At 37.6% G+C, this 20,482-nt stretch carries 19 protein-coding genes; 12 read left to right on the top strand and 7 right to left on the bottom strand.

Features of this window, described 5'->3' with window-relative positions; all coding sequences use genetic code 11:
* The first annotated feature begins 4 nt into the window (after positions 1 to 4).
* Genes AACH28_RS09715 through AACH28_RS09700 form a run of 4 tightly spaced genes read left to right on the top strand, consistent with a single transcriptional unit; the run spans position 5 to position 5,978 of the window.
* Positions 5 to 2,545 carry an Hsp70 family protein gene (locus AACH28_RS09715; RefSeq protein ID WP_341832814.1) on the top strand — a complete coding sequence of 847 codons (2,541 nt, stop codon included), beginning with the start codon at positions 5 to 7 and terminating at the stop codon, positions 2,543 to 2,545.
* Between the two features lie 11 nt (positions 2,546 to 2,556).
* Entirely contained in the window at positions 2,557 to 3,231 is a 675-nt protein-coding gene (locus tag AACH28_RS09710) for a hypothetical protein (protein WP_341832813.1), read from the top strand.
* Between the two features lies 1 nt (position 3,232).
* The gene (locus tag AACH28_RS09705) at positions 3,233 to 3,526 is read left to right on the top strand and encodes a DUF6804 family protein (protein WP_341832812.1); all 294 of its coding nucleotides are present in this window, start codon (positions 3,233 to 3,235) and stop codon (positions 3,524 to 3,526) included.
* A complete protein-coding gene (locus tag AACH28_RS09700) occupies positions 3,516 to 5,978 on the top strand; it encodes an Hsp70 family protein (protein WP_341832811.1) in 2,463 nt (820 codons plus the stop codon). The genes AACH28_RS09705 and AACH28_RS09700 overlap by 11 nt, the downstream gene beginning before the upstream one ends.
* A 116-nt stretch (positions 5,979 to 6,094) precedes the next feature.
* Here the strand turns inward: AACH28_RS09700 and AACH28_RS09695 are convergent, their stop codons facing one another.
* Complete coding sequence (locus AACH28_RS09695; protein WP_112374319.1) at positions 6,095 to 7,117, bottom strand: IS5 family transposase; 1,023 nt, start codon at positions 7,115 to 7,117, stop codon at positions 6,095 to 6,097.
* A gap of 264 nt (positions 7,118 to 7,381) precedes the next feature.
* On the opposite strand from AACH28_RS09695, the gene AACH28_RS09690 reads away from it, so the two are divergent.
* Together AACH28_RS09690 and AACH28_RS09685 are read left to right on the top strand one after the other, a co-directional pair.
* Entirely contained in the window at positions 7,382 to 9,145 is a 1,764-nt protein-coding gene (locus tag AACH28_RS09690) for a protein kinase domain-containing protein (protein WP_341832810.1), read from the top strand.
* A gap of 160 nt (positions 9,146 to 9,305) precedes the next feature.
* Positions 9,306 to 10,457 (top strand): iron-containing alcohol dehydrogenase, encoded by a 1,152-nt coding sequence (locus tag AACH28_RS09685; RefSeq protein WP_341832809.1) that lies wholly within the window; start codon positions 9,306 to 9,308, stop codon positions 10,455 to 10,457.
* Between the two features lie 201 nt (positions 10,458 to 10,658).
* Here AACH28_RS09685 and AACH28_RS09680 read toward each other — a convergent pair whose 3' ends face one another.
* Positions 10,659 to 11,834, bottom strand: coding sequence for an IS4 family transposase (locus AACH28_RS09680; RefSeq protein ID WP_341832808.1), 1,176 nt, complete (start codon positions 11,832 to 11,834; stop codon positions 10,659 to 10,661).
* Positions 11,835 to 11,963: 129 nt separating this feature from the next.
* Between AACH28_RS09680 and AACH28_RS09675 the strand changes: the two genes are divergently transcribed.
* From AACH28_RS09675 to AACH28_RS25520, 5 genes are all read left to right on the top strand, one after another.
* Complete coding sequence (locus AACH28_RS09675) at positions 11,964 to 12,845, top strand: bestrophin family ion channel (protein ID WP_341832807.1); 882 nt, start codon at positions 11,964 to 11,966, stop codon at positions 12,843 to 12,845.
* A gap of 17 nt (positions 12,846 to 12,862) precedes the next feature.
* The gene (gene uvrA / locus AACH28_RS09670) at positions 12,863 to 15,427 is read left to right on the top strand and encodes an excinuclease ABC subunit UvrA (RefSeq protein WP_341832806.1); all 2,565 of its coding nucleotides are present in this window, start codon (positions 12,863 to 12,865) and stop codon (positions 15,425 to 15,427) included.
* 53 nt (positions 15,428 to 15,480) lie between these two features.
* A complete protein-coding gene (locus AACH28_RS09665) occupies positions 15,481 to 15,807 on the top strand; it encodes a SemiSWEET transporter (protein WP_341832805.1) in 327 nt (108 codons plus the stop codon).
* Positions 15,808 to 15,916: 109 nt separating this feature from the next.
* Positions 15,917 to 16,369, top strand: coding sequence for an AraC family transcriptional regulator N-terminal domain-containing protein (locus AACH28_RS09660; RefSeq protein WP_341832804.1), 453 nt, complete (start codon positions 15,917 to 15,919; stop codon positions 16,367 to 16,369).
* A 320-nt stretch (positions 16,370 to 16,689) separates the two neighbouring features.
* Entirely contained in the window at positions 16,690 to 16,779 is a 90-nt protein-coding gene (locus AACH28_RS25520) for an AraC family transcriptional regulator (protein ID WP_353889169.1), read from the top strand.
* A 115-nt stretch (positions 16,780 to 16,894) separates the two neighbouring features.
* Here the strand turns inward: AACH28_RS25520 and AACH28_RS09655 are convergent, their stop codons facing one another.
* The 5 genes from AACH28_RS09655 to AACH28_RS09635 all read right to left on the bottom strand — a co-directional run bounded on the left by AACH28_RS09655 (position 16,895) and on the right by AACH28_RS09635 (position 19,987).
* Positions 16,895 to 17,548 (bottom strand): zinc-binding dehydrogenase, encoded by a 654-nt coding sequence (locus AACH28_RS09655; protein ID WP_341832803.1) that lies wholly within the window; start codon positions 17,546 to 17,548, stop codon positions 16,895 to 16,897.
* A 146-nt stretch (positions 17,549 to 17,694) separates the two neighbouring features.
* Entirely contained in the window at positions 17,695 to 17,988 is a 294-nt protein-coding gene (locus AACH28_RS09650; RefSeq protein WP_047096321.1) for a putative quinol monooxygenase, read from the bottom strand.
* A gap of 100 nt (positions 17,989 to 18,088) precedes the next feature.
* Positions 18,089 to 18,949, bottom strand: coding sequence for an AraC family transcriptional regulator (locus tag AACH28_RS09645; RefSeq protein WP_070561051.1), 861 nt, complete (start codon positions 18,947 to 18,949; stop codon positions 18,089 to 18,091).
* A gap of 21 nt (positions 18,950 to 18,970) precedes the next feature.
* Entirely contained in the window at positions 18,971 to 19,537 is a 567-nt protein-coding gene (locus tag AACH28_RS09640) for a hypothetical protein (RefSeq protein ID WP_341832802.1), read from the bottom strand.
* Positions 19,538 to 19,714: 177 nt separating this feature from the next.
* Positions 19,715 to 19,987 (bottom strand): hypothetical protein, encoded by a 273-nt coding sequence (locus tag AACH28_RS09635; RefSeq protein ID WP_147282062.1) that lies wholly within the window; start codon positions 19,985 to 19,987, stop codon positions 19,715 to 19,717.
* Between the two features lie 15 nt (positions 19,988 to 20,002).
* Here AACH28_RS09635 and AACH28_RS09630 point away from each other — a divergent pair, with 15 nt between their 5' ends.
* The gene (locus tag AACH28_RS09630) at positions 20,003 to 20,449 is read left to right on the top strand and encodes a nuclear transport factor 2 family protein (RefSeq protein ID WP_341832801.1); all 447 of its coding nucleotides are present in this window, start codon (positions 20,003 to 20,005) and stop codon (positions 20,447 to 20,449) included.
* Positions 20,450 to 20,482 lie beyond the last annotated feature (33 nt).

Genomic DNA, 20,482 nt, shown 5'->3' with positions numbered 1-20,482 from the left:
AAAAATGGCAAGAACTAAAATAGATTATGGTATCGACTTGGGTACAACCAATTCCGCTATTTCAAGAATTGAAGGCGGAGAAGTGGAAATAATAAAATCAAAAGATGGTAATGAAAAAGACACTACTCCATCTTGTGTTTCGTTTAATACAAAAGGACATAGTACAGTTGGAGACCCTGCATATAGAAAATATAGAGAAGATAGTAATAAGAGTTTATCAAAAAACTCACCCTTAAATTCTTTTGTTGAATTTAAAAGAACAATGGGAACGGATAAAAAATATTTCGTTTCAAATATTGATAAAGAATTAAGTTCTGAAGAACTTTCAGCAGAAATATTAAAGCATCTTAAACAATATGTACAGGACGAAATAGTATCTGCGGCAGTAATAACTGTACCAGCAGCATTCAAAAATAATCAAATTGATGCCACAAGACGAGCGGCAAAGTTAGCAGGTTTTGAACACGTTGAAGTATTGCAAGAACCTGTTGCTGCTGCAATGGCTTATGGTTTGGACAATAAGAAGAAAGACGGTTTTTGGTTAGTATTTGATTTTGGAGGAGGAACATTTGATGCAGCTTTGTTGAAAGTGGAAGACGGTATTATGAAAGTTGCCGATACAGAAGGAGATAATTATTTAGGAGGCAAAAATTTAGATTTTGCAATTGTTGATGAAATCATCTTGCCATATCTGGAAGAAAATTATACAATAGATTCTATTTTAGAAGATGACAACAAGAAACAAATTTTGCGTAATGCAATGAAATTTTACGCTGAAGAAACAAAGAATATCCTTTCATCTAAAGAGAATTATAATATTTACATTGACCCAGGTGATATTGGAGAAGATGATAATGGAGAAGAAATTGAAATTGATATAACAGTAACACAAGCAGATTTAGAAAAAGTCTTGTCGCCAGTGTTCCAAAAAGCAGTTGATATTTCTAAAAAACTTTTAGAACGTAACAACTTAAAAGGTTCGTCTTTAGATTCCTTGATTTTAGTTGGAGGTCCTACTTTTTCGCCAATTGTCAGAAAAATGCTGGAGAAGCAAATTCGCAAACCCGACACAAGCGTTGACCCAATGACAGTAGTGTCAAAAGGAGCTGCTTTATATGCTTCAACAGTAAATATTTCAGAAGAAATAAAAGAGCAAACAAGAGATAAATCGAAAATTCAAATCGAAATCGGGCACGAAGCATCAACCGTTGAGTTGGAAGAATATGTAACGTTGAAAATATTGGCTGACAAAACCGAAGGAACAATTCCAGAAAAAGTATTTGCCGAAATAACAAGAAGCGACAAAGCTTGGTCAAGCGGGAAAGTGGAAATCAACGAAATCGGGGAAGTTATCGAAACCCAATTGGTTGAAGGTAAAACCAATGGTTTTGAAGTTACTTTATTTGACGACAAAGGAAATATTTTAGAAAGCGAACCCAAAGAGTTTACGATAATTCAAGGAATTGGGGGATTGAACTCTATGCAAGGACTTACACTTAATTGGGGTATCGAAATTAAAAAAAGAGAAACAGGGAAAATTGAATTCAGGCAAGTTTCAGGATTGGAACAAAATAAATCTTTACCTGCAACAGGTACAGCAAATGGATTAAAAACTCAGAAACAAATTCGTCCCGGAATGGATTCTGATTTCATCAAAATTCCATTATATCAAGGCGAACACGGTGCTGACGGAACAAGAGCCATCTATAACGAACACGTTTATGACATCATAATTAGCGGAGCAGATTTACCTGCATTATTACCCGATAACAGCGATGTAGATTTAACGATTAGCATAGATAGGTCGCAAAAAGTTTCTATTCAGGCATACTTCCCATATTTAGACCATACGTCAGAAATCGAAGTTCCAACTGATACCGTTCAATCAGTAGAAACCAGCTGGCTTTCTAATGAAATCCGAAAAGCAAAAGGAAGTATTGAAGAACTTAAAGAAGAAGGAATTCAAGAAGATAAACTTCAGAAAATAGAAAGTGAAATAAATGAATTGGAAAGAAAGTTTGACAATAGCAAAAATGATGTGGACGGAAAACAAGAGGTTTTAACCAATCTTAGAAAAACGCTTAAAAATATTGATGAATTAAGCGAAACTACAGAATGGCCAAAATTAGAAGAAGAACTGAAAGAAGAATTCTACCGTTTGGAAAAAGCCAATAAAGATTTGGGAAATGACCGTTCTACGCAAGTTGTCAATCAATTGCGAAACCAGTTGGAAGAGGTTTTTAGAAATAATAATGAAACTGAAAAAATTAAATTAGGTAAAAACTTATTAGAAGAAATCAATAGTGTTTTTGTGCAGCTTACTTTAGTTTATCAATTAGTAGGTGTGGTTAGAAATTACAGTCAAAACTTTGGAAATTATCAGTGGAAAAATGCTCAAAGAGCAAGAGGTGCAATTAATGAAGGCTTACAAATTATTGGCGACCAACCAACAGTTGATGATTTACAACCAATCGTTAGGGAAATTTTTGATTTATTGGAAGAAGTGGATAAACCTAGCGATGATATAAATATTTTATGGGGATAAAATAAAGAATTATGAAAAAAATTATATTCCCTTTTTTGGTTGTAGCACTTTTGACATCCTGTGAATCAGAGCAGGCAAGAAAAGAACGTTTGGCTCGTGAAGAAAAAGACCGTATTGAATTTGAGCAAAAACAAAAAGAAGAAGAAAAAGCCGAAGCTGTTCGCTTGGAAGAGATTCGTGTTGAACAAGAGAAACAAGCAGAATCAGAACGTATCGAAAGAGAAGCCCAACTGGAAAAAGAAAGAAAAGAACACGAACTTTACGATATGTATATTTCTAATTCTTTGCGTACTGGTTCAACTCCTTATTCCAAATATTATGGAAGTAACTCTTCTTGTAGCGATTATGGATGTTCGCAAATAAAGGTACGAACAAGCAATTCAGATGTTTTAGTAATTATCAAGAAAAATGACAAAGTTGTAAGGCACGCTTTTATTCAAGCAGGTGACGGTTATACTTTTTCTTTCCCAAATGGTACTTATCAAGCTTTTTTCTATTATGGAAAAGGTTGGAATCCTGAAAAGGAAATGAAAGGTGGCGAAATAAAAGGTGGTTTCATTACAAATGAAGATTTTGGTAAAGACGAACCACAATCGCTTTATAATAATGTGTTAGAATACGAATTGATTTTACAGCAAAATGGAAATTTCAGTACTCGCCCAAGCAATCCCGAAGAAGCATTATAGAATGGAAAAAATCATAAAAATAGGCTTGGCGGTTTTAATGTTTGGTTGCCTTTTGAATATGCCTTATGGTTATTATCAACTGGTGCGTTTTATAGCGTTAATTGGTTTTGGCGTGTTGGCTTATCAAGCTAATCAACAAAGTAGGCAAACTGAAATGTTTATATATGGAGCATTAGCATTGCTATTTCAACCATTTTTCAAAATTGCATTAGGAAGAGAATTGTGGAATATTGTAGATGTGATTGTTGGCGTTGGATTGTTGGTAAGTATATTTCGAAGTAAAAATGAAAATTAATTATGGAATATATATAGGAACTTCTTCTGCATCTATTGCTAAAATGGATGCAGGAGAAGTTTGTGTTTTAAAATCCGACACTTTAAATGATGAAATACCACTTTGTGTTGCTATAAATAGAAAAGGGAATATTTTAGTTGGACAAAAAGCTATAGCTATTTATCGAATGGAAGTAGAAAGTCAATCGTTAAACACAAACAATGGTTTTAATAGTTTTATAGAATTTAGTCGAACTTTAGGAACGGATAAAAAATATTTCAGCTCAAATGTCAATCGTTCATTCTTATCGGAAGAATTATTGGCAGAGGTTATAAAATGCTTAATTTCTTCTGATAAAAGTACTATTATTCAGAGTGCAGTAATCACAATACCTGATGCTTTTAAACTTAATCAAATAGATGCGTTAAGAAAATCTGCAAGTTTAGCAGGATTAAAACAAGTTGAGTTTATACAAGAGTCTGTTGCAGTAGGTTTAGCCTATAATCTAGATTATATTCGAAATCAAGGATTTAATCTTGTTTTTTACTTTGATGATGAATTTAAAGTTTCTCTTTTAAAAGGAAATAATATTATTGATTCCGAAGACGAAAATTATTTAGGTGGCAAGAATTTAGATTTGGCTGTTGTTGACGAAATTATCATTCCACACATTAAGGAGAATTTTTCAATTGATGACATTTTAAATGATGATCATAAAAAACTAAAATACCGAGAAGCCTTAATTTTTTTTGCGGAAGAATTGAAAAATGAACTTTCATTTAAAGGTGAATTCAATTTATACAAAGAAGAAGGTGCTGGAACAGACGATGAAGGAGAAGATATTGAAATTGATTTATTGGCGACTCAATCAGATTTGGAAAAGGTTTTATCGCCTATTTTTCAAAAAGCAATTGATATTTCTAAAAAACTATTGGAAAGAAATAATCTTAAAGCCTCAACTATAAATTTTTTGGCTTTAATTGGAAAGGAAACATTCTCCCCAGTTCTCAGAAAAATGTTGGAACAGCAGATTTGTAAACCAGACACAAGTGTTGACCCAATAACTGCAATTGTTAAAGGAGCTACGATATATGCTTCTACTATCGAAATTTCTAATAGAATAGCTAACAAAATTTCCGACTTTTCTAAAATTCAAATCGAAATTGGATATGAGGAATATAGTGTCGAGTCGGAAGAATTTGTAACGCTGAAAATATTAGCAGATAAATCGGAAGGAACGATTCCCAAAAAAGTTATTGCTGAAATAACAAGAACAGATAAAGCTTGGTCTAGTGGCAATGTTGAAATCAATGAAATTGGAGAAGTAATAGAGGTACAATTAATTAAAGGTCATACTAGTCGGTTTGAAATAACTTTATGTGATGATAAAGGGCAAATTTTAGAATGTCAACCATCTGCATTTCAAATCGAAAGAAGAATCTACACATCTCCTACACTTCCATACAGCATTGGAACAGAAGTACAAGATAAAAGAACTGGAAAAATTATATTTCAAACAATTTCTGGATTGGAAATAAACAAATCTCTACCAGTATTAGGAACATACAATGGCATTAAAACAGATAAACCACTTCGTCCGGGAATGGATTCGGATTTTATTAAAATTCCATTATATCAAGGCGAACACGGTGCAGATGGAACAAGAGCTATTTACAACGAACACGTATATGACATCATAATAAGCGGTGCAGATTTACCAGCCTTATTGCCCGAAAATAGCGATGTAGATTTGACCATCAATATAGACAAATCTCAAAAAGTTTCTATTCAGGCATATTTTCCGTATTTAGACCATACTGCGGAAATTGAGGTTCCGACTGACACCGTTCAGTCCGTTGAAACCAATTGGCTTGCTAATGAAATCCGCAAAGCAAAAGGAAGCATCGAAGAGTTAAAAAATGAAGGAATAAACAATGAAAAAATTCAAAAAGCAGAAACCGAAATTGCGGAATTAGAAAGGAAGTTTGAAAATAACAAAAATGATGTAGATAGCAAGCAGGAAGTACTGACCAACCTGAGAAAAACACTTAAAGACATTGATGCATTAAGCGAAACAACAGAATGGCGAAAGATAAAAGTCAAACTTATTTATGAATTCCAGACCTTTAAGCGAATTGCGATTGCTTGCAACAACGATAATTTGAATAATTTAGTCCAATCTATAAATGAACAGCTAAATCAAATACTGGTTTCGCAAGGTGTTTTTTTAGGAAAGGCTTTATTAGATGAGATTGAATATCAAATTGAAAGAATAAATTCCATAAATGAAAAATACGATAGAGAATATTTTGAGCTATATGAAAATGGTTCTTTGACTTTAATCGATTTAAAAAAAGCTTTAGAAAAAGTAAATAGAACTGACGGATTGGTATATCGTGAAGTTTTAGAATTGATTAAGTGTGATATTACTATAAAAAATACAGAAGATTTCCTTAAGACCGTTGCAAAATAATGTTGATATTTTCTGATCGGTTATTTTTGCTTTTTTTTGCAGTTTTTTCCGATTTGGATTCGGAAATCTAGTTGCGTTTTCTTGAAAAATCCTCTTTTTGAGGCCTTTTCAACTGCTTAATTTGTGTTTTTTATTGCATTGGACACAAGTATCCCAGGTGATCTGTAAAGATTGTACGCCATGGCTTCCATTAGATTTTGTGTATGCATTTTGGCGATCCCCTTATACCTTGCACAGCTTGAGTTGAACCATCGCCGGATGCTCCCGAAGGTCCGTTCAACTTTGAACCTGATCTTGCCGATCAGTTTGTTTCTTAACTTCTCTCTTTCGGTTAACGCTGTTCCTTTCTTTGCCTTATGCAAGATCCTGCTTTTTAGCTTTCCTGATTTGATCAATTCCTCATTTTTAGAGGAACGATATCCCTTGTCAGCATAGATATGGATGCCCTTTGGAAGGTCAGCCGAAGATATTACCTGTTGAAGATTGGCAATTTCATTTACATTTGCTGGAGTGGTTACCACGCCCAGAACCAGGCCTTCTGTATCGGTGACATAATGCTTTTTATAGCCATAACGTGTTTTCCCAGCCTTCTTTATCCAACGAGCTTCATGGTCAACACCCGGGCTCTCTTGTTGGATCAATAACTGTTCACTATTCTCTTTATCCAGCTCAGAATCTTCGCGAGGATGTTCACTACGGTCACTTTCGATCTCGTAAATAACTTTGCCTTTTGGTTTTAGCGGAGAATCAACAATACTGGCATCAACGATAGCTCCACGTTTTACCAATATTTTATGTTTATTCAACTGCTTGTTCAGCTCCTTGAATAGATTCTCATAAACACCCTTTTCTGTCAGCGAGCTGCGAAAACGGCTAATAACACTGTGATCGGGAACCGAATCGTCCAAACTGATGCCAACAAAGCGACTAAAGGAGATACTGTCGTTTATACGGTCTTCTACTTCGTAGTCACTCAGACCATACCAGGTCTGTAGAAGTGTCATTTTGAAGAGGACAAGACCAGAATAACTAGGGCGTCCCATTTTGCTTTCCCCTTTGTGGTAATGCTTGTTGATAATATTTGAAATCGGACGCCAATTTACCAATGTATTGATCTGATCGAAGAATTCCTGCTTGATTTTCCGTCTTTGAACCATGTAATCAACAAAGCTAACTTTTTCTGTCTTTTCCATACCTTAAATATAACGAAAATCAACAAGAAACAAATTAAAAACTTGAATATCAATAAAATAAAAACCAAACACTTTTGCAACGGTCTTTCCTTTTTAATTTGACTTTAGAAAACAAATTAAACAGCGAACAATTTCAGCATTATTACGATTTATTACAAACAGAACTGAAGCAAGAAGAATTAAGAAAAATATTCACAGAATTAGAGGCTTATGAGTAACAAGAATTCCATATTGGCAAAAGGTCAAACTATTGACAATAAATATTCAGTTAGCTTCTTTCTGAAAAAAGGAAGTTATGCCGAAACCTATCGTGCACAAAATGAAGCGAAAGCAACCAAATTTCTAAAACTTTTTGACTTCGCAAAATTGCATCGTACACAGTTTACGGAAAGTGGGGAGATTTTGGAAATCGAAATGCTAAAACAAATGAAGCATCCCAATTTGGTAAAGTACAATAATAGCGGAAATGCTATTATTGACAGCCATAAATATGCTTATGTGGTTTTGGATTTTGTAAGTGGAGAAACTTTAGCCGACAGAATGAAACGTGAAAATACACTCAATCCGTATGACGCAAAAAGTATCATTTTGAGTGTTTTAAATGGTTTGAATTATCTGCACAACAAACAAATCATTCATAACGATATTACCAACCAGAATATAATGCTGGATTTATCAGGTAAGATCGCCATTCCTAAAATCATAGATTTTGGTTATGCTCGTTTTCTGCAACAATCTAACAAAGATTTTTTGAAAGATGGTTTGAATTTGTTTTACACAGCTACTGAAACGTTTAATAAAGTATTTTCTGCTCAAAGCGATATTTATTCGGTCGGTGCTTTATATTTCCATTTATTGACAGGTTTACCGCCTTACTTTGTAGAAATATCCAAATACAAATCTGACAAAATACAATTAGAGGAAGTTATTTTAGACGAGCGCAAAAAACCTTTAAAATTTTCGGATAAAATAGACGAAGAAACGCAGAGCATAATCCGAAAAGCATTGCAATCAAAAGCAGGGAACCGTTTCAAGTCTGTAAAAGAATTTATTCAAACATTAAACGGAGAATTAGAAGTCGAATTTTCAATTCCAGAAGAAAAAACCGCAAAAATTCAGCCCAAAGAAAAGAAAAAAGGCAAAGGATTTTCAGCAATTGCAGGAATGCAAGAATTGAAAGACACTATACAATTAGACGTAATAGACGCCTTGAACGATAAAGAACGATATGCAGAATATGGTTTAACTATTCCTAACGGAATGTTATTGTATGGTCCGCCTGGTTGTGGTAAAACTTTTTTTGCTGAGAAAATGTCAGAAGAAATTGGATTTAATTTTTACCAGATAAAACCGTCAGACATTCAAAGTAAATTCGTCAATGCTTCACAGGAAAACATCAAGAATTTATTTGATGAAGCAAGGCAGAACGCACCGAGTATAATTTTTATAGACGAATTGGATGCACTTGTACCTAGTCGGGACACATCCAACATCAGTCATATGAACACAAGTGCAGTCAATGAATTTTTAGCACAGATGAATAATTGCGGAGAAGACGGAATTTTTATTGTTGGTGCTACTAATAGACCAAATGCTATTGACCCAGCAATTTTGCGTTCAGGGAGATTGGATAAACATATTTACTTGCCACCACCTGATTTTGAAGCCCGTAAATTGATGTTTGAATTGTACTTAAAAAAGCGTCCGACAGAAATTGGTTTGAATTACGAAGAATTAGCCAAAGCAACCGAAAACTATGTCTCAAGTGATATCAAATTTCTATGCGATGAAGCATCACGAAAAGCATTGAAAGAAAATACACGGATTACAAAAACCGTTGTTTTGGAGACAATCCGAAACAATAAACCATCAATCTCTTTGCAGGAGTTAAACAGCTACTTAGTAATTAAAGCAAAAATGGAAGGAGAAAGTAATAACACTAATGATAGACCGAGTATTGGATTTAAGACGTAGTTTCTAAAATTTTGTATATTTGCTATGAGCTAACGGAAACACGTTGAAAAACAAAGCAATAAGCACCGTTACCAAATCGTTACCTGACTTCTTTGAATATCTCTATAAAAGCTTAGTATTCAACCGATACGGCGTTTTCCTGAAAACTTTAAAATAAAATATGAGCAAGTTATTTGTTGCCAGCGAAGTATTTCACGGAGCTGGAAGTTTATCAGAATTAAAGAACCTTTCAGGAAAGAAAGCGATCATTGTAACTGGTGGACAATCAATGAAAAGAAGTGGGACCTTAGATAGAGCACTTTCCTATTTAAACGAAGCAGGACTTGAAACTGCTGTTTTTGACGGTGTTGAAGAAGATCCGTCTTCGGAAACAAGTCTTAAGGGAGCTGCAGTGATGCGTGATTTTGAACCGGACTGGATTGTTGGTCTTGGGGGCTGTTCTGCAATCGATGCGGCAAAAATGATGTGGGTCTTCTATGAATATCCCGATGCCGATTTTGAGGCAATGACAAAACCTTTCACTGTTCCGACATTACGCCAGAGGGCTAAATTTGTAGCGATCCCTTCTACAAGTGGTACCGGAACAGAAACAACAGGTCTGGCGGTTATCACTGATAGAGAAAAAGGGGTGAAGTATCCGATCGTTTCTTACGAGCTAACTCCGGATATTGCAATTGTAGATGGAGAAATATGTGCTTCAATGCCGGCTCACATCACATCAAATACGGGGCTGGATGCTTTGACACATTGTGTGGAAGCCTATGTGTCGAATATTGAAGACAACTATGCAGATGTACTGGCAAAAGGAGGTCTGGAAATTGTTTTTCAGAATCTGGAAGAAGCGGTGAATAATCCGGGCAATATCAAGGCTCGTCAAAACATGCACGATGCTTCATTTATGGGAGGTTTAGCTTTTAATAATGCATGGTTGGGTATTGTACACTCATTATCGCATCAAGTTGGTGCCCTTTATGGTATTCCCCATGGTGCAGCCAACGCGATATTCCTTCCAAATGTGATCCGTTACAATCAGACAGCAACAAACAGATACCCTGATCTGGCCAAAATTGTTGGCAGGACATCAGCAGAGGAGCTGGCTCAGGAAATTGAGAAACTTAGAGCGTCCGTCAACAACATAGGTTCACTTAAAGCATTCGGTATTTCCCGTGAAGACTGGGAGAAAAATCTGGATTTCATCAGCAAAAATGCTTTAGAAGATCCATGTACAGGTTTCAATCCGCGTAAACCTACTTTACAGGACCTAAAAGATCTTTACAATGCTTCTTTTGAAGGTAATATCTATCAGAATTAGACCAGTTTGATGAAGAAAGTGGTTTACCCTTTAATTTAGGGTGGATCACTTTCCTCCGTTTGGTATTTTGGAACTATATTTATTAAATTGGAATCGGAAATTCTTATTTTGAATTCACATGTGTCCTAAATAAATTTTAGGATTCGATTTCTGTGGTACAAGCATAGCTTTTTTCATCATTTCGATATTGACCCCTATTTTTCAATCTGCGAAGATCTTTAGCTGTCCCTTTTTTCCTTTTATAGGCGGCCTGATAAAGGGATCATCTATCCATTGCCAGATGTTTATTTTCACGAAGATATTCATTCTGATGAATGCGACCAGATTGGACAGGTTCCAGTCATATTTGGCCTTTTTTTGTAAGTATTTTAACAGTAATATGCCAATGAGTGAAGTCCAGATCTGGATCATCACTGCATTTTCAGAAGTCCCTATGAATGTCGATACTTTTAAGCGCTGCTTTAGATGCTTGAAGAAGACTTCGATATGCCAGCGTTGTTTGTAGATGTTTGCAAGCAAAGAAGCCTTCCACTTCGTATTATTGGTCAAAAAGTGGTACTCATTACCAGTGGTGCTGTCCCAAAAGTGGACCAGGCGTAGCGGTTTAGAATTGTATTTATTGCAGGCAGCACCGGAAAGCTCAATGATCTCATCTTTAATGATTCCCCTTTCAAGGAGTGCTCCACTCTGATATGATTTGATAACCTTGTAATTCATGTTGGTTTTACTCCTGGTAACGAAATAACAGCCCCTGCTGTCCAAATCCCCAAGCCAGCTGTAATCCACGTAGCCACGGTCCACTACCACCACGCTTCCCTTGGAAAAACTGTAACTACCGGCACGCTGGCTCTCATGTACTTTTCCATCGGTAATCTGCATAAAAACAGGTAGGCAGCCATCATAATCCAAGACAGTGTGCAGCTTTACGGCACCTTTGGTGCTGCGAAACTTTGCCCAGTCAAATACAGATAGACATAAGGGGATGATGCTTGCATCCATCAGATATACTTTACGCTTTAGCTGACCAAGATCTTTGCGAAAATGGGTGTCCTTTTGCCAAAGCCTATCCAAAACAGAATAGTAAAGATCTTTGAAAAGTTCATGGGTACGGTGTGTGTTGATATAGGATATATTAGACTTACTTGGAGCTCTTACTACACCTAAGTGGTTCAGGTTACCAGTGGTACTGCGTAGACCGTTACTAATATCACGAACCGAATCTGCCGAGGGAAAATGACAGAAAAGCATACTGACTAGATGCGTCCAGCTGTTGATCCCTTCCTGATGTTTGTCACTTTTGTGCTTTGAAACCAAATCTTTGAATAATTCGCGGTCGATAAGAGATAAAATCTGACTAAAAACATTTAAATTTATCATGGCGGTGTGTTATAATTTTACGATTTAAATATAGCAACTTTGCTATATCCAAACACCGCCACTTTTTAAACGTTTTGGACGCAAGTGTTTTGAATTGTATAGTAATAATAATGTTAAATAGAAAGTCCCATGATAATAAACCGCAGAGTTCCATTTAAATTTCTATTAAATGGAATTAAGGTACAATTGTTTACAGTTGCCCTTCTGGGGGTTACTTTTGGTCTATTACCATATTATGCGCCGGATATTTCCATTCACATAGCGACAACATTGGGTATTGCGATCTCGATTCTGTTATCGTATAAAATCAACCAGTTCTATAACCGGTGGTGGGAAGCCCATACCATCTGGGGAGCAATCGTAAATGACAGCCGTTCTCTGATCCTGCAGCTCCAGCTTTATGTGAAAACTGAAAACGTAGATGTGGCTAAAATTTCCCATTATCAGATTGGCTGGTGTAGAGCCTTAGAAAGAGCATTGAGGCGGCAGGATATTTGGCCTGTTCTAGAAGATTTGCTCAGCGGAGAGGAAATGAAAAAGCTCCGAGAACATTCAAATGTCCCCTTTGCGATCAGTCAATTACAGAATGGATGCTTGAAAAATCTTTATGATGAAAACCTGCTGAATGAATTTGCTCTGCTTCAGATTGAAAAAATATTAAATGATCTGGTAGTATCGATGGGAAGAGCAGAGCGGATTAAAAATACCGTTTTTTCACCGACATTTGGTCAGATATTGCATGCCGCCATCTATTTGTTTGCGGTTTTTCTAAGTCTGTCATCCTCGTTCCACTTAAACATTGTGCTGCAGGTTGTCATTCTTATTTCGGTTTCGATGATGTTTTTTTTCTTGGAAATGCTAGCGCATAGGCTTCAGGGTCCTTTCAGCAACAGCCCTACGGATACGCCTATGACCGCACTTTCACGAAGGATAGAGATCAATATCCGTCAACTATTCAATGAGAAGGAAATCCCAGATCCAATTGAGCCGCAGGGATTTTATCTTATGTAACCTTAAAGCATTGTTTTATGAAAATTTTTGGTAAAAATACAGAAGGCTCTAAAAAGAGAGACCTTTCAGATCAAAGTCCAAGCGAACAGAATTCCGAAGGTTTTGTACGTGTCAGGGGAGCCAAGGAACACAATCTCAAAGATGTTGATGTCGATATTCCCAGAAATAAGCTTGTCGTATTTACGGGGATATCGGGTTCGGGTAAATCTTCTCTTGCATTTGGTACGATCTATGCGGAAGCACAGCGAAGATATCTGGAGTCAGTGTCACCCTATGCAAGACGTTTATTTAATCAAATGAATGTTCCTGAGGTCAGTGCCATTCATGGACTGCCTCCGGCTGTTGCCCTGCAACAGAGCAGGGGAGGTACTACCGTCCGCTCTACAGTGGGAAGTGTAACGACTATTTCCAATTTATTGAGGATGTTATATTCCCGGGCAGGGGATTATCCGCCCAAACAGTCTATCATCTATGCAGAAGGATTTTCTCCCAATACGCCCGAAGGAGCATGTCCTGTATGCCATGGTATCGGACGCATCTACGATGTCACAGAAAAATCGATGGTACCGGATGATTCCCTGACAATACGTGAACGGGCAGTAGCTGCCTGGCCATCGGCTTGGCAAGGGCAAAATCTCCGGGAAATTTTGATGACTTTAGGATTTGATGTCGATAAGCCGTGGAAGGATCTGCCGAAAAAAGACCGGGACTGGATCCTGTTTACCGATGAAACACCTACAGTACCCGTATATTCGGGGCTGTCTGCAGCGGAGGTACAGCGCGCAGTGAAAATGAAATTGCCGCCAAGCTATATGGGAACTTTTACCGGTGCCAAACGCTATGTTCTGCAAACATTTGCAAATACCAACAGTCCGATGATGAAGAGGCGGGTATCACAGTATATGCTGAATACGGAATGTTCGGAATGTCACGGAAAGAGATTAAAAAAGGAATCTTTGGCTGTAAAATTTGAGGGATTCGACATCGCTGATCTTTCCAATCAGTCATTATCTCAGCTGATGGCCATTTTTACTCCATATGCGGAGGGTAGATTTTTATCTAATGATAAAGATAAACATCCAGAGAAAGCTATCGTTGCCCAAAATATTGCGGTAGATCTTGTTGCACGGCTAAAAATCATGATTGATCTCGGTCTGGGCTATCTTTCGCTGGAGCGGAGCACGCCAAGTATTTCTCCCGGCGAATTACAGCGGTTAAGGCTGGCGACACAGGTACATTCTAATCTGTTTGGCGTAATTTACGTTCTGGATGAACCGTCAGCGGGTCTTCATCCTGCAGATACAGAAGCCTTGTTGGCTGTTTTGATAAAATTGAAAGATGCGGGTAATTCAATGTTTATCGTAGAGCATGAGGTTGATATTATCCGACATTGTGACTGGGTTGTGGATGTTGGGCCACAGGCGGGAGCCAATGGCGGGGAAATATTATATAGCGGTCCTCTGGAAGGACTACAATCTGTAGAACGGTCGGTAACCCGTCATTATATTGATCCGGTTCCTGTTACCAAAGAGGTTGTCAGGACAGCTGAGCACTGGCTGCGAGCCAGTAATATCACCAGAAATAATATCCAAAACCTGGATGTGTCAATTCCCTTGGGCGTTCTCACCAGTATTACAGGTACTTCAGGGTCAGGTAAAAGCAGTCTGGTAAGTCAGGCGCTGGTAGACTTGATATCGGATTATTTGGGACAGGATATGGAGGAAAGCAGCGATGAACAGCCTGAACTATCACAGGAAACCAATATTCATACTTCAGGTGTTATCACAAACGGCATGGAACACATCAAGCGGCTGGTAAGAGTTGACCAAAAGCCAATCGGCAGAACACCACGTTCAAATCTGGCAACCTATACGGGGCTGTTTGACAGGGTAAGGCAATTATTTGCTGAAACTGAGCTAGCTAAAAAAAGGAAATATGATGTGGGACGTTTTTCTTTTAATGTAGCCAAGGGACGATGTGCACACTGCAAAGGAGAAGGGTTTGTTATGGTAGAACTGTTATTCCTTCCCAATGTTTATACACCATGTCCGACCTGTAAGGGAACCCGATATAATGACAAAACACTGGAAGTAAAGTATGACGATAAAAATATTGCCGAAGTTTTGGACATGACTGTGGATCAGGCCTGGGATTTTTTCAGCAGCGACAGGTCTTTAAGGCAAAGTCTTGAAGTCCTCAGACAGGTCGGTTTGGGTTATATACGTCTTGGACAGCCAGCCACAGAATTATCTGGGGGAGAAGCACAGCGTATAAAATTGGCATCGGAACTGCAGCGTACGCAAAAAGGGAAAACTTTATACGTTTTGGACGAACCGACGACAGGACTGCATCCGTCTGATGTGGAAAAGTTGATAGGTCAGCTGAATTTTTTGGTTGATGCCGGAAATACCGTGATTACGGTTGAACATGATATGCATGTTGTGGCCTCCAGTGACTGGGTGATAGATCTGGGACCCGGTGCGGGTAAAGATGGCGGAAAGATAATTGCTGAAGGAGCTCCCGCGGAAGTAGCTAAGAATAAGCAAAGCAAAACAGCTAAATATTTGGCTGCCTATGTTTAAAAAATGAAAATTAAAGGACGCGATGTCCGCTATTAACAAAATAAATATGTCGTATGAATACAGACTTAATTGGACTCATTGCAGGTGTCTTAACTTCATTTGCAATGATGCCCCAATTGATAAAGGTAATAAGAACCAGAAATGCGGATGACATTTCAATCTTAATACTTATTGTTTTACTTTCAGGTCTTTCCCTCTGGGTCTGGTATGGAATCATGAAAGAGGATTGGCAGATCATCCTATCGAATTCCTTTGCCGTTCTGGTCAATTTATCCCACTCAAAATTATCGGAATTGGCCAAAGTGGCTGTGAAATTCCTTTGCCGTTCTGGTCAATTTATCCCTCCTGGCTTACTGTATTATTTCCAGAAAGGGATTTAACAGGTGCAGATCCGAAATGTATGGCATCCTGCTATCAAATCTGGCGGCTGCGAAAATTGGGATTAAGTAAATTTTATTTGGTCAATAGTAAATATATAAAGACTTAAGTATGAAATCTTATCGGATAAATCACGTAAATTTAAGCGACAGTTCTAAATTGGATTCCAGACTGGAGCACCGGAGGACTTTTAATCTTCCGAACTGTGAGCTCAACATATTTGAAACATTTCATAAAAGTGACAATGTAATACTTTCATATAGTGGTGGATTGGTAGTTTCAAGTATGATGAGAGGAGAAAAAGTGATGTCCGAGGATGGGCAGGAGGCATTTGACTTTCTGCCCGGTCAAAGTGTGATCCTTCCTGACGGACTAACCATGAATGTAGGTTTTCCAGACGCAGATGAAAATCGTCCCGTTCAATGTATCACTCTTACATTGGACTGGGATACTGTTCACAAAAATCTTGACTATCTAAATGAGAGATATTCAAATCGTCAGGCACCTTTTGAATGGAAACTTGATTTTTCGCATCAGCATTCGAAAATAGCATGGAGCTTGTAACAAGTCTCAATAAACTTGTTAACCTTATTATGGAGGAAGGTTTTGCAAAAGAGGCAATTGCGGACCTCTCTCTTAAAGTACTTCTATTAAGGCTTCTTCAGACCCAGAACCGTTTGTCAGTGAACAGCAATCAACCAATGTATGACAATAGAATTCAACCGGCGATCAATTACGTGCATAAGCACCTTACGGAAAAAATAACTGTTGAAAAATTGGCAAGAGAATGCTGTTTGAATAACTCCTTTGGAATGTGTTCTGCGTACGCGCATAGACCATGCAAAAAAAATAATGGCTGACAGTTCCGTTACTGTGACTGAAGCCTGTTACGCATCAGGTTTAATAATGTGAATCATTTCATTAAAATTTTTAAAAGGCTTGAGGGGCTTTCTCCGGGCCAATATAGACACTGATTAACGCAAAGTGCGCGTTAAATAGGTATGTAATTGGTTAAGCTGAGAAATTTAAAAAAGGTGGGACATTTATTCGATGTCCCACCTTTACTTTTTATTTTCGCTCTACGTGAGTTTACGAACGGTTTTTTATCATGCCATGTGGATCGATAATAAACTTTTTGCTTGAACCATCCGAAAAGTCTTTATAGGCTTGTGGTGCTTCGTCAAGGCTGATAACCTGCGGGTTCATGATCGTTTTCATGGAGATACGGCCCCTTAGAATGGCCTGCATAATTTGATAATTGTAACGTCCAATTGGAGCCATTCCCGTTTGAATATGAAATGACTTAAGCCAACCTTTTCCCCAGTCGACAGTCAGTTTACCGTGCTTAGCATTCTCATCACGCCCTCCTGGGTCAGAAGGAGTATAGATACCTGGAATCCCTATACCTCCGCTTACGCGAACAACATCGAAAAGATCATTGATAACTGCGTTGGGATTTTCTATTTTGTAGTCTTCATCACCATGTCCATGTGCCTCATAACCTACGGCATCCACACCGGCATCCACTTCTGGTACTCCGAGAATCTGTTCGATCTGTTCTGCTACACTGGCATCAAGGGTAAGATCAACAGTTTCCATTCCCGCCTGTTTGACAAGTTCCAACCGCTCCTTGTTCATATCTCCTACAATAACGCAGGAAGCTCCAAGAAGCTTTGCTGATTCTGCGGCGCAGCGTCCCACAGGTCCAGCACCAGCAATATAAACGGTTGATCCTGTTGTCACACCAGCAGCGTGACGTAAGCTTTTTTGGGTTGATTTTTTAGATATCTAAAAAAATGAGGAAGAGAAGATTTTTTCTGAACAATTAAGGGAGGATTTTGCTGAGTTTTTGCAAAATCCTCCCTTAAATATAATGGTATTATCTTAGGCTATTTGGCAGCTAAAATGTCCAATTTTTCAATAGACGGAGGTGTTGCCAATAGGTCTGGTGCATTTTCCATTAATGCTTTTGCGATCTTACCGCCAAGGTGTGCCTCTCTACCTTCTTCGTTTGAAAAAGTATCGTAAATACCGAAGGTAGAAGCATCAATACGGAATGCATACCACGTAACGGTACCGGCTTCTTCAAGAGCAAGCGGTAATGCCCCTGTAATAAAATCTTCAACGTTTTTTTCTTGGCCGGCCTTTGCTTCCAACCGAACTAACAATCCTAATTTTTTCATTTTTTTTATTTTTTAGTTAAACAATTCTTTCATCAGACCAAATTAGAAAAACCAGCGCTGCTTCGTTTATTGGTTTGGTTCAATAAGTTATGAAAAGAGGTCAATTTGAGTGGATGTGGTTGGGGCTATACCCAAATTCATTTTTAAAGGCTGCACTAAAATTTGACAAGCTGCCATAGCCAAAGTCCATAAAAATTTCGGAAGGTGTGACTTGATTATTATGTAACAATTCTTTGGCCTTGTTAAGCCGTTTTTGCCGAAACCATTTCCCTGGAGATTCCTGGTATATACTTATAAATTTTCTCTTAAAAGTAGAGGCACTCATATTGCACAGAAAGGCTATTTCGTCAATATTCAAGTTCGTATAAAGGTTCTTTTCAATTACCATTTTAAATGATAATTCTCTTTCATTGATTAGTAAATAATGTAAGTAATCTAAAAATACCGTCCCATATTTATCCGCCAGATAAAGCATTATTTCTTCAAATTTCAGTTCCAAAATCTTTTGAGAGATAGATTGTTGCAAACCAAAAATTTGTTGGAGCGAATGAATATAATGGATGATAAAATTGTCTTTCTCTAAAAGGAAATAAGGTATATCCGTTATCTTTTTATCTGAGGCATTCTGACTGAAAGAATGGGAATGTTTCAATAAAAAATCGGTGATGTTTTTGTGAGAAAAGAAGAAGAGTAAACAACGGTATGAACTTACACCTACCAGTTCGGTAACCAAAACATTATTAGATGTGATAAGTAGCGATTGTGTTTCATTGATTGAAATGATATCATTAGAAAAGTGAATGTTTTTTTGACCATCCAATAAGAAACTGAATACATTTTTATCCAGGCCAATCTTGTTTCTAGAACCGTTCTTATACACTTCGTAATTGAAAATTTGCAAATCCGAAGTATGAGTTTCGTTATGTTCCCATAGATCTTCGGGAAGGTTTGTAATGTCCATCGTCAAAATTAAATTGATTTTTTACGGAGTGTTCTTTGGTTGTGTCATTAAGAAATTCGTTCCAAAAGCGATTTTAGCCATTTGAGTTTTTCTTGCTGTAAGGAGGGTACTTGATAACGCCTTACTACCTGACGAATAGATAAGCTCAAAAAGCTGTTGCTTTCTTTCATCCATCTTTTTCGGGAATATTTCCAAAAGTTTTTCCGAAACCTTTTCTGCAAAGCTATCTAAGCTTGTAAGGTCTTCTTTAGAAATATCCCAAAGATCTGCCGGAAGCCGAATCTCATCTTTTCCAAAATCTGTCCCTTTGTATCCGAGCCGGTATTCGGCACCGAGCAGGATAAGACATACCATAAAAAGCTTTGTTTGCGTTTTGAAAATATACCGGCTTGCTTTTTTATCCAGATTAAATAATTCGGCTACCAATGGTTCCTGATCTGTACAACTAAACATAATGTCCACTCTTCCATCGGGAAAAATAATGACTTCTTTATCTTCATCGGTATGATTGGCACATAGCAGGAAACTCTCCACAAAACCGGAGAGCCGTTCGTCAGGAACAATTTTTATGTACTCAAAATCTTGCATCGTTTTTATGTGCATTTGACCTGGGAAGAAATATTGGATATTCTTAATCAATCCGTCAGATGAATTATATATGCAAAACTAACAAAATAAAAAAACAGTCTAAAATACACCACCACACTCGGCAAATGCTGAGTGTGGTGGTGTAAGATTTTACCATTAATGAAGTCGTATGGGCTGTTACAACTTATAGATTTCTTTTAATGCTTCTTTCAATGCCAAAGGTTTTCTTCCCAAAAGGTTTTCCAGATCGTTTGTTACCTCTTCAAACTGGTGGTTTTTCTGATCTTCGGCAAAACCGGCGGTTAGTAAAATGGCAAATTCGGGAACGTTAAACTGCTTTAGTTTTTCGGTAAACTCTGTTGGGTCGGCATTGGTGTAAGAAACCGATTTGCCTGATAATTCCGAAAGAGCCTGAGCTACATCGGTGTACGAATACAACAGAACTAACACTATAAAAAAGACATTATGAAAACGCTAGTAAAAACATTCGCAGCAGCAGCCCTAATCGCAGTATCTACATTCGCTATGGCAGCTGAAGGACCAGGAGCAAAAGCAGCAAAAGCTAACATTAACCTTTCTACAGCAGACTTCGCTTTAGAGCAGTATGTTGCGGTAACTACAGAGGGAGAATCAGCAGGAGTAGAGCAGTTATTTGCATCTGATTTTAATCAAAAGATCCAAGCTACCAATGCGCAGTCTAACAGCCGTAGCGAAGTGGTTAAATCCTTGAAAAAACAAAAAGGTGAAAAGCTAAACTGTACGGTAAGCACCGAAATCCTTGAGGAGTCGGCGGATTATATGGTAGCCAAAGTGACGTTGACGTTTGAAAACTTTACCAAAACAGACCTAGTGACTCTTGTACGTGAAGATAATGACTGGAAAGTATCTAAATCGATCAATTCGTATAAATAAGAGCCATCTCAAATAAATATATAAATGTTGTAG

This window comes from Sphingobacterium thalpophilum, assembly GCF_038396785.1.
GTDB classification, from domain to species: Bacteria; Bacteroidota; Bacteroidia; order Sphingobacteriales; family Sphingobacteriaceae; genus Sphingobacterium; species Sphingobacterium thalpophilum_A.
Note: the sequence above shows the minus strand (reverse complement) of the source record. Positions and strands in the feature narration are given on the sequence as shown.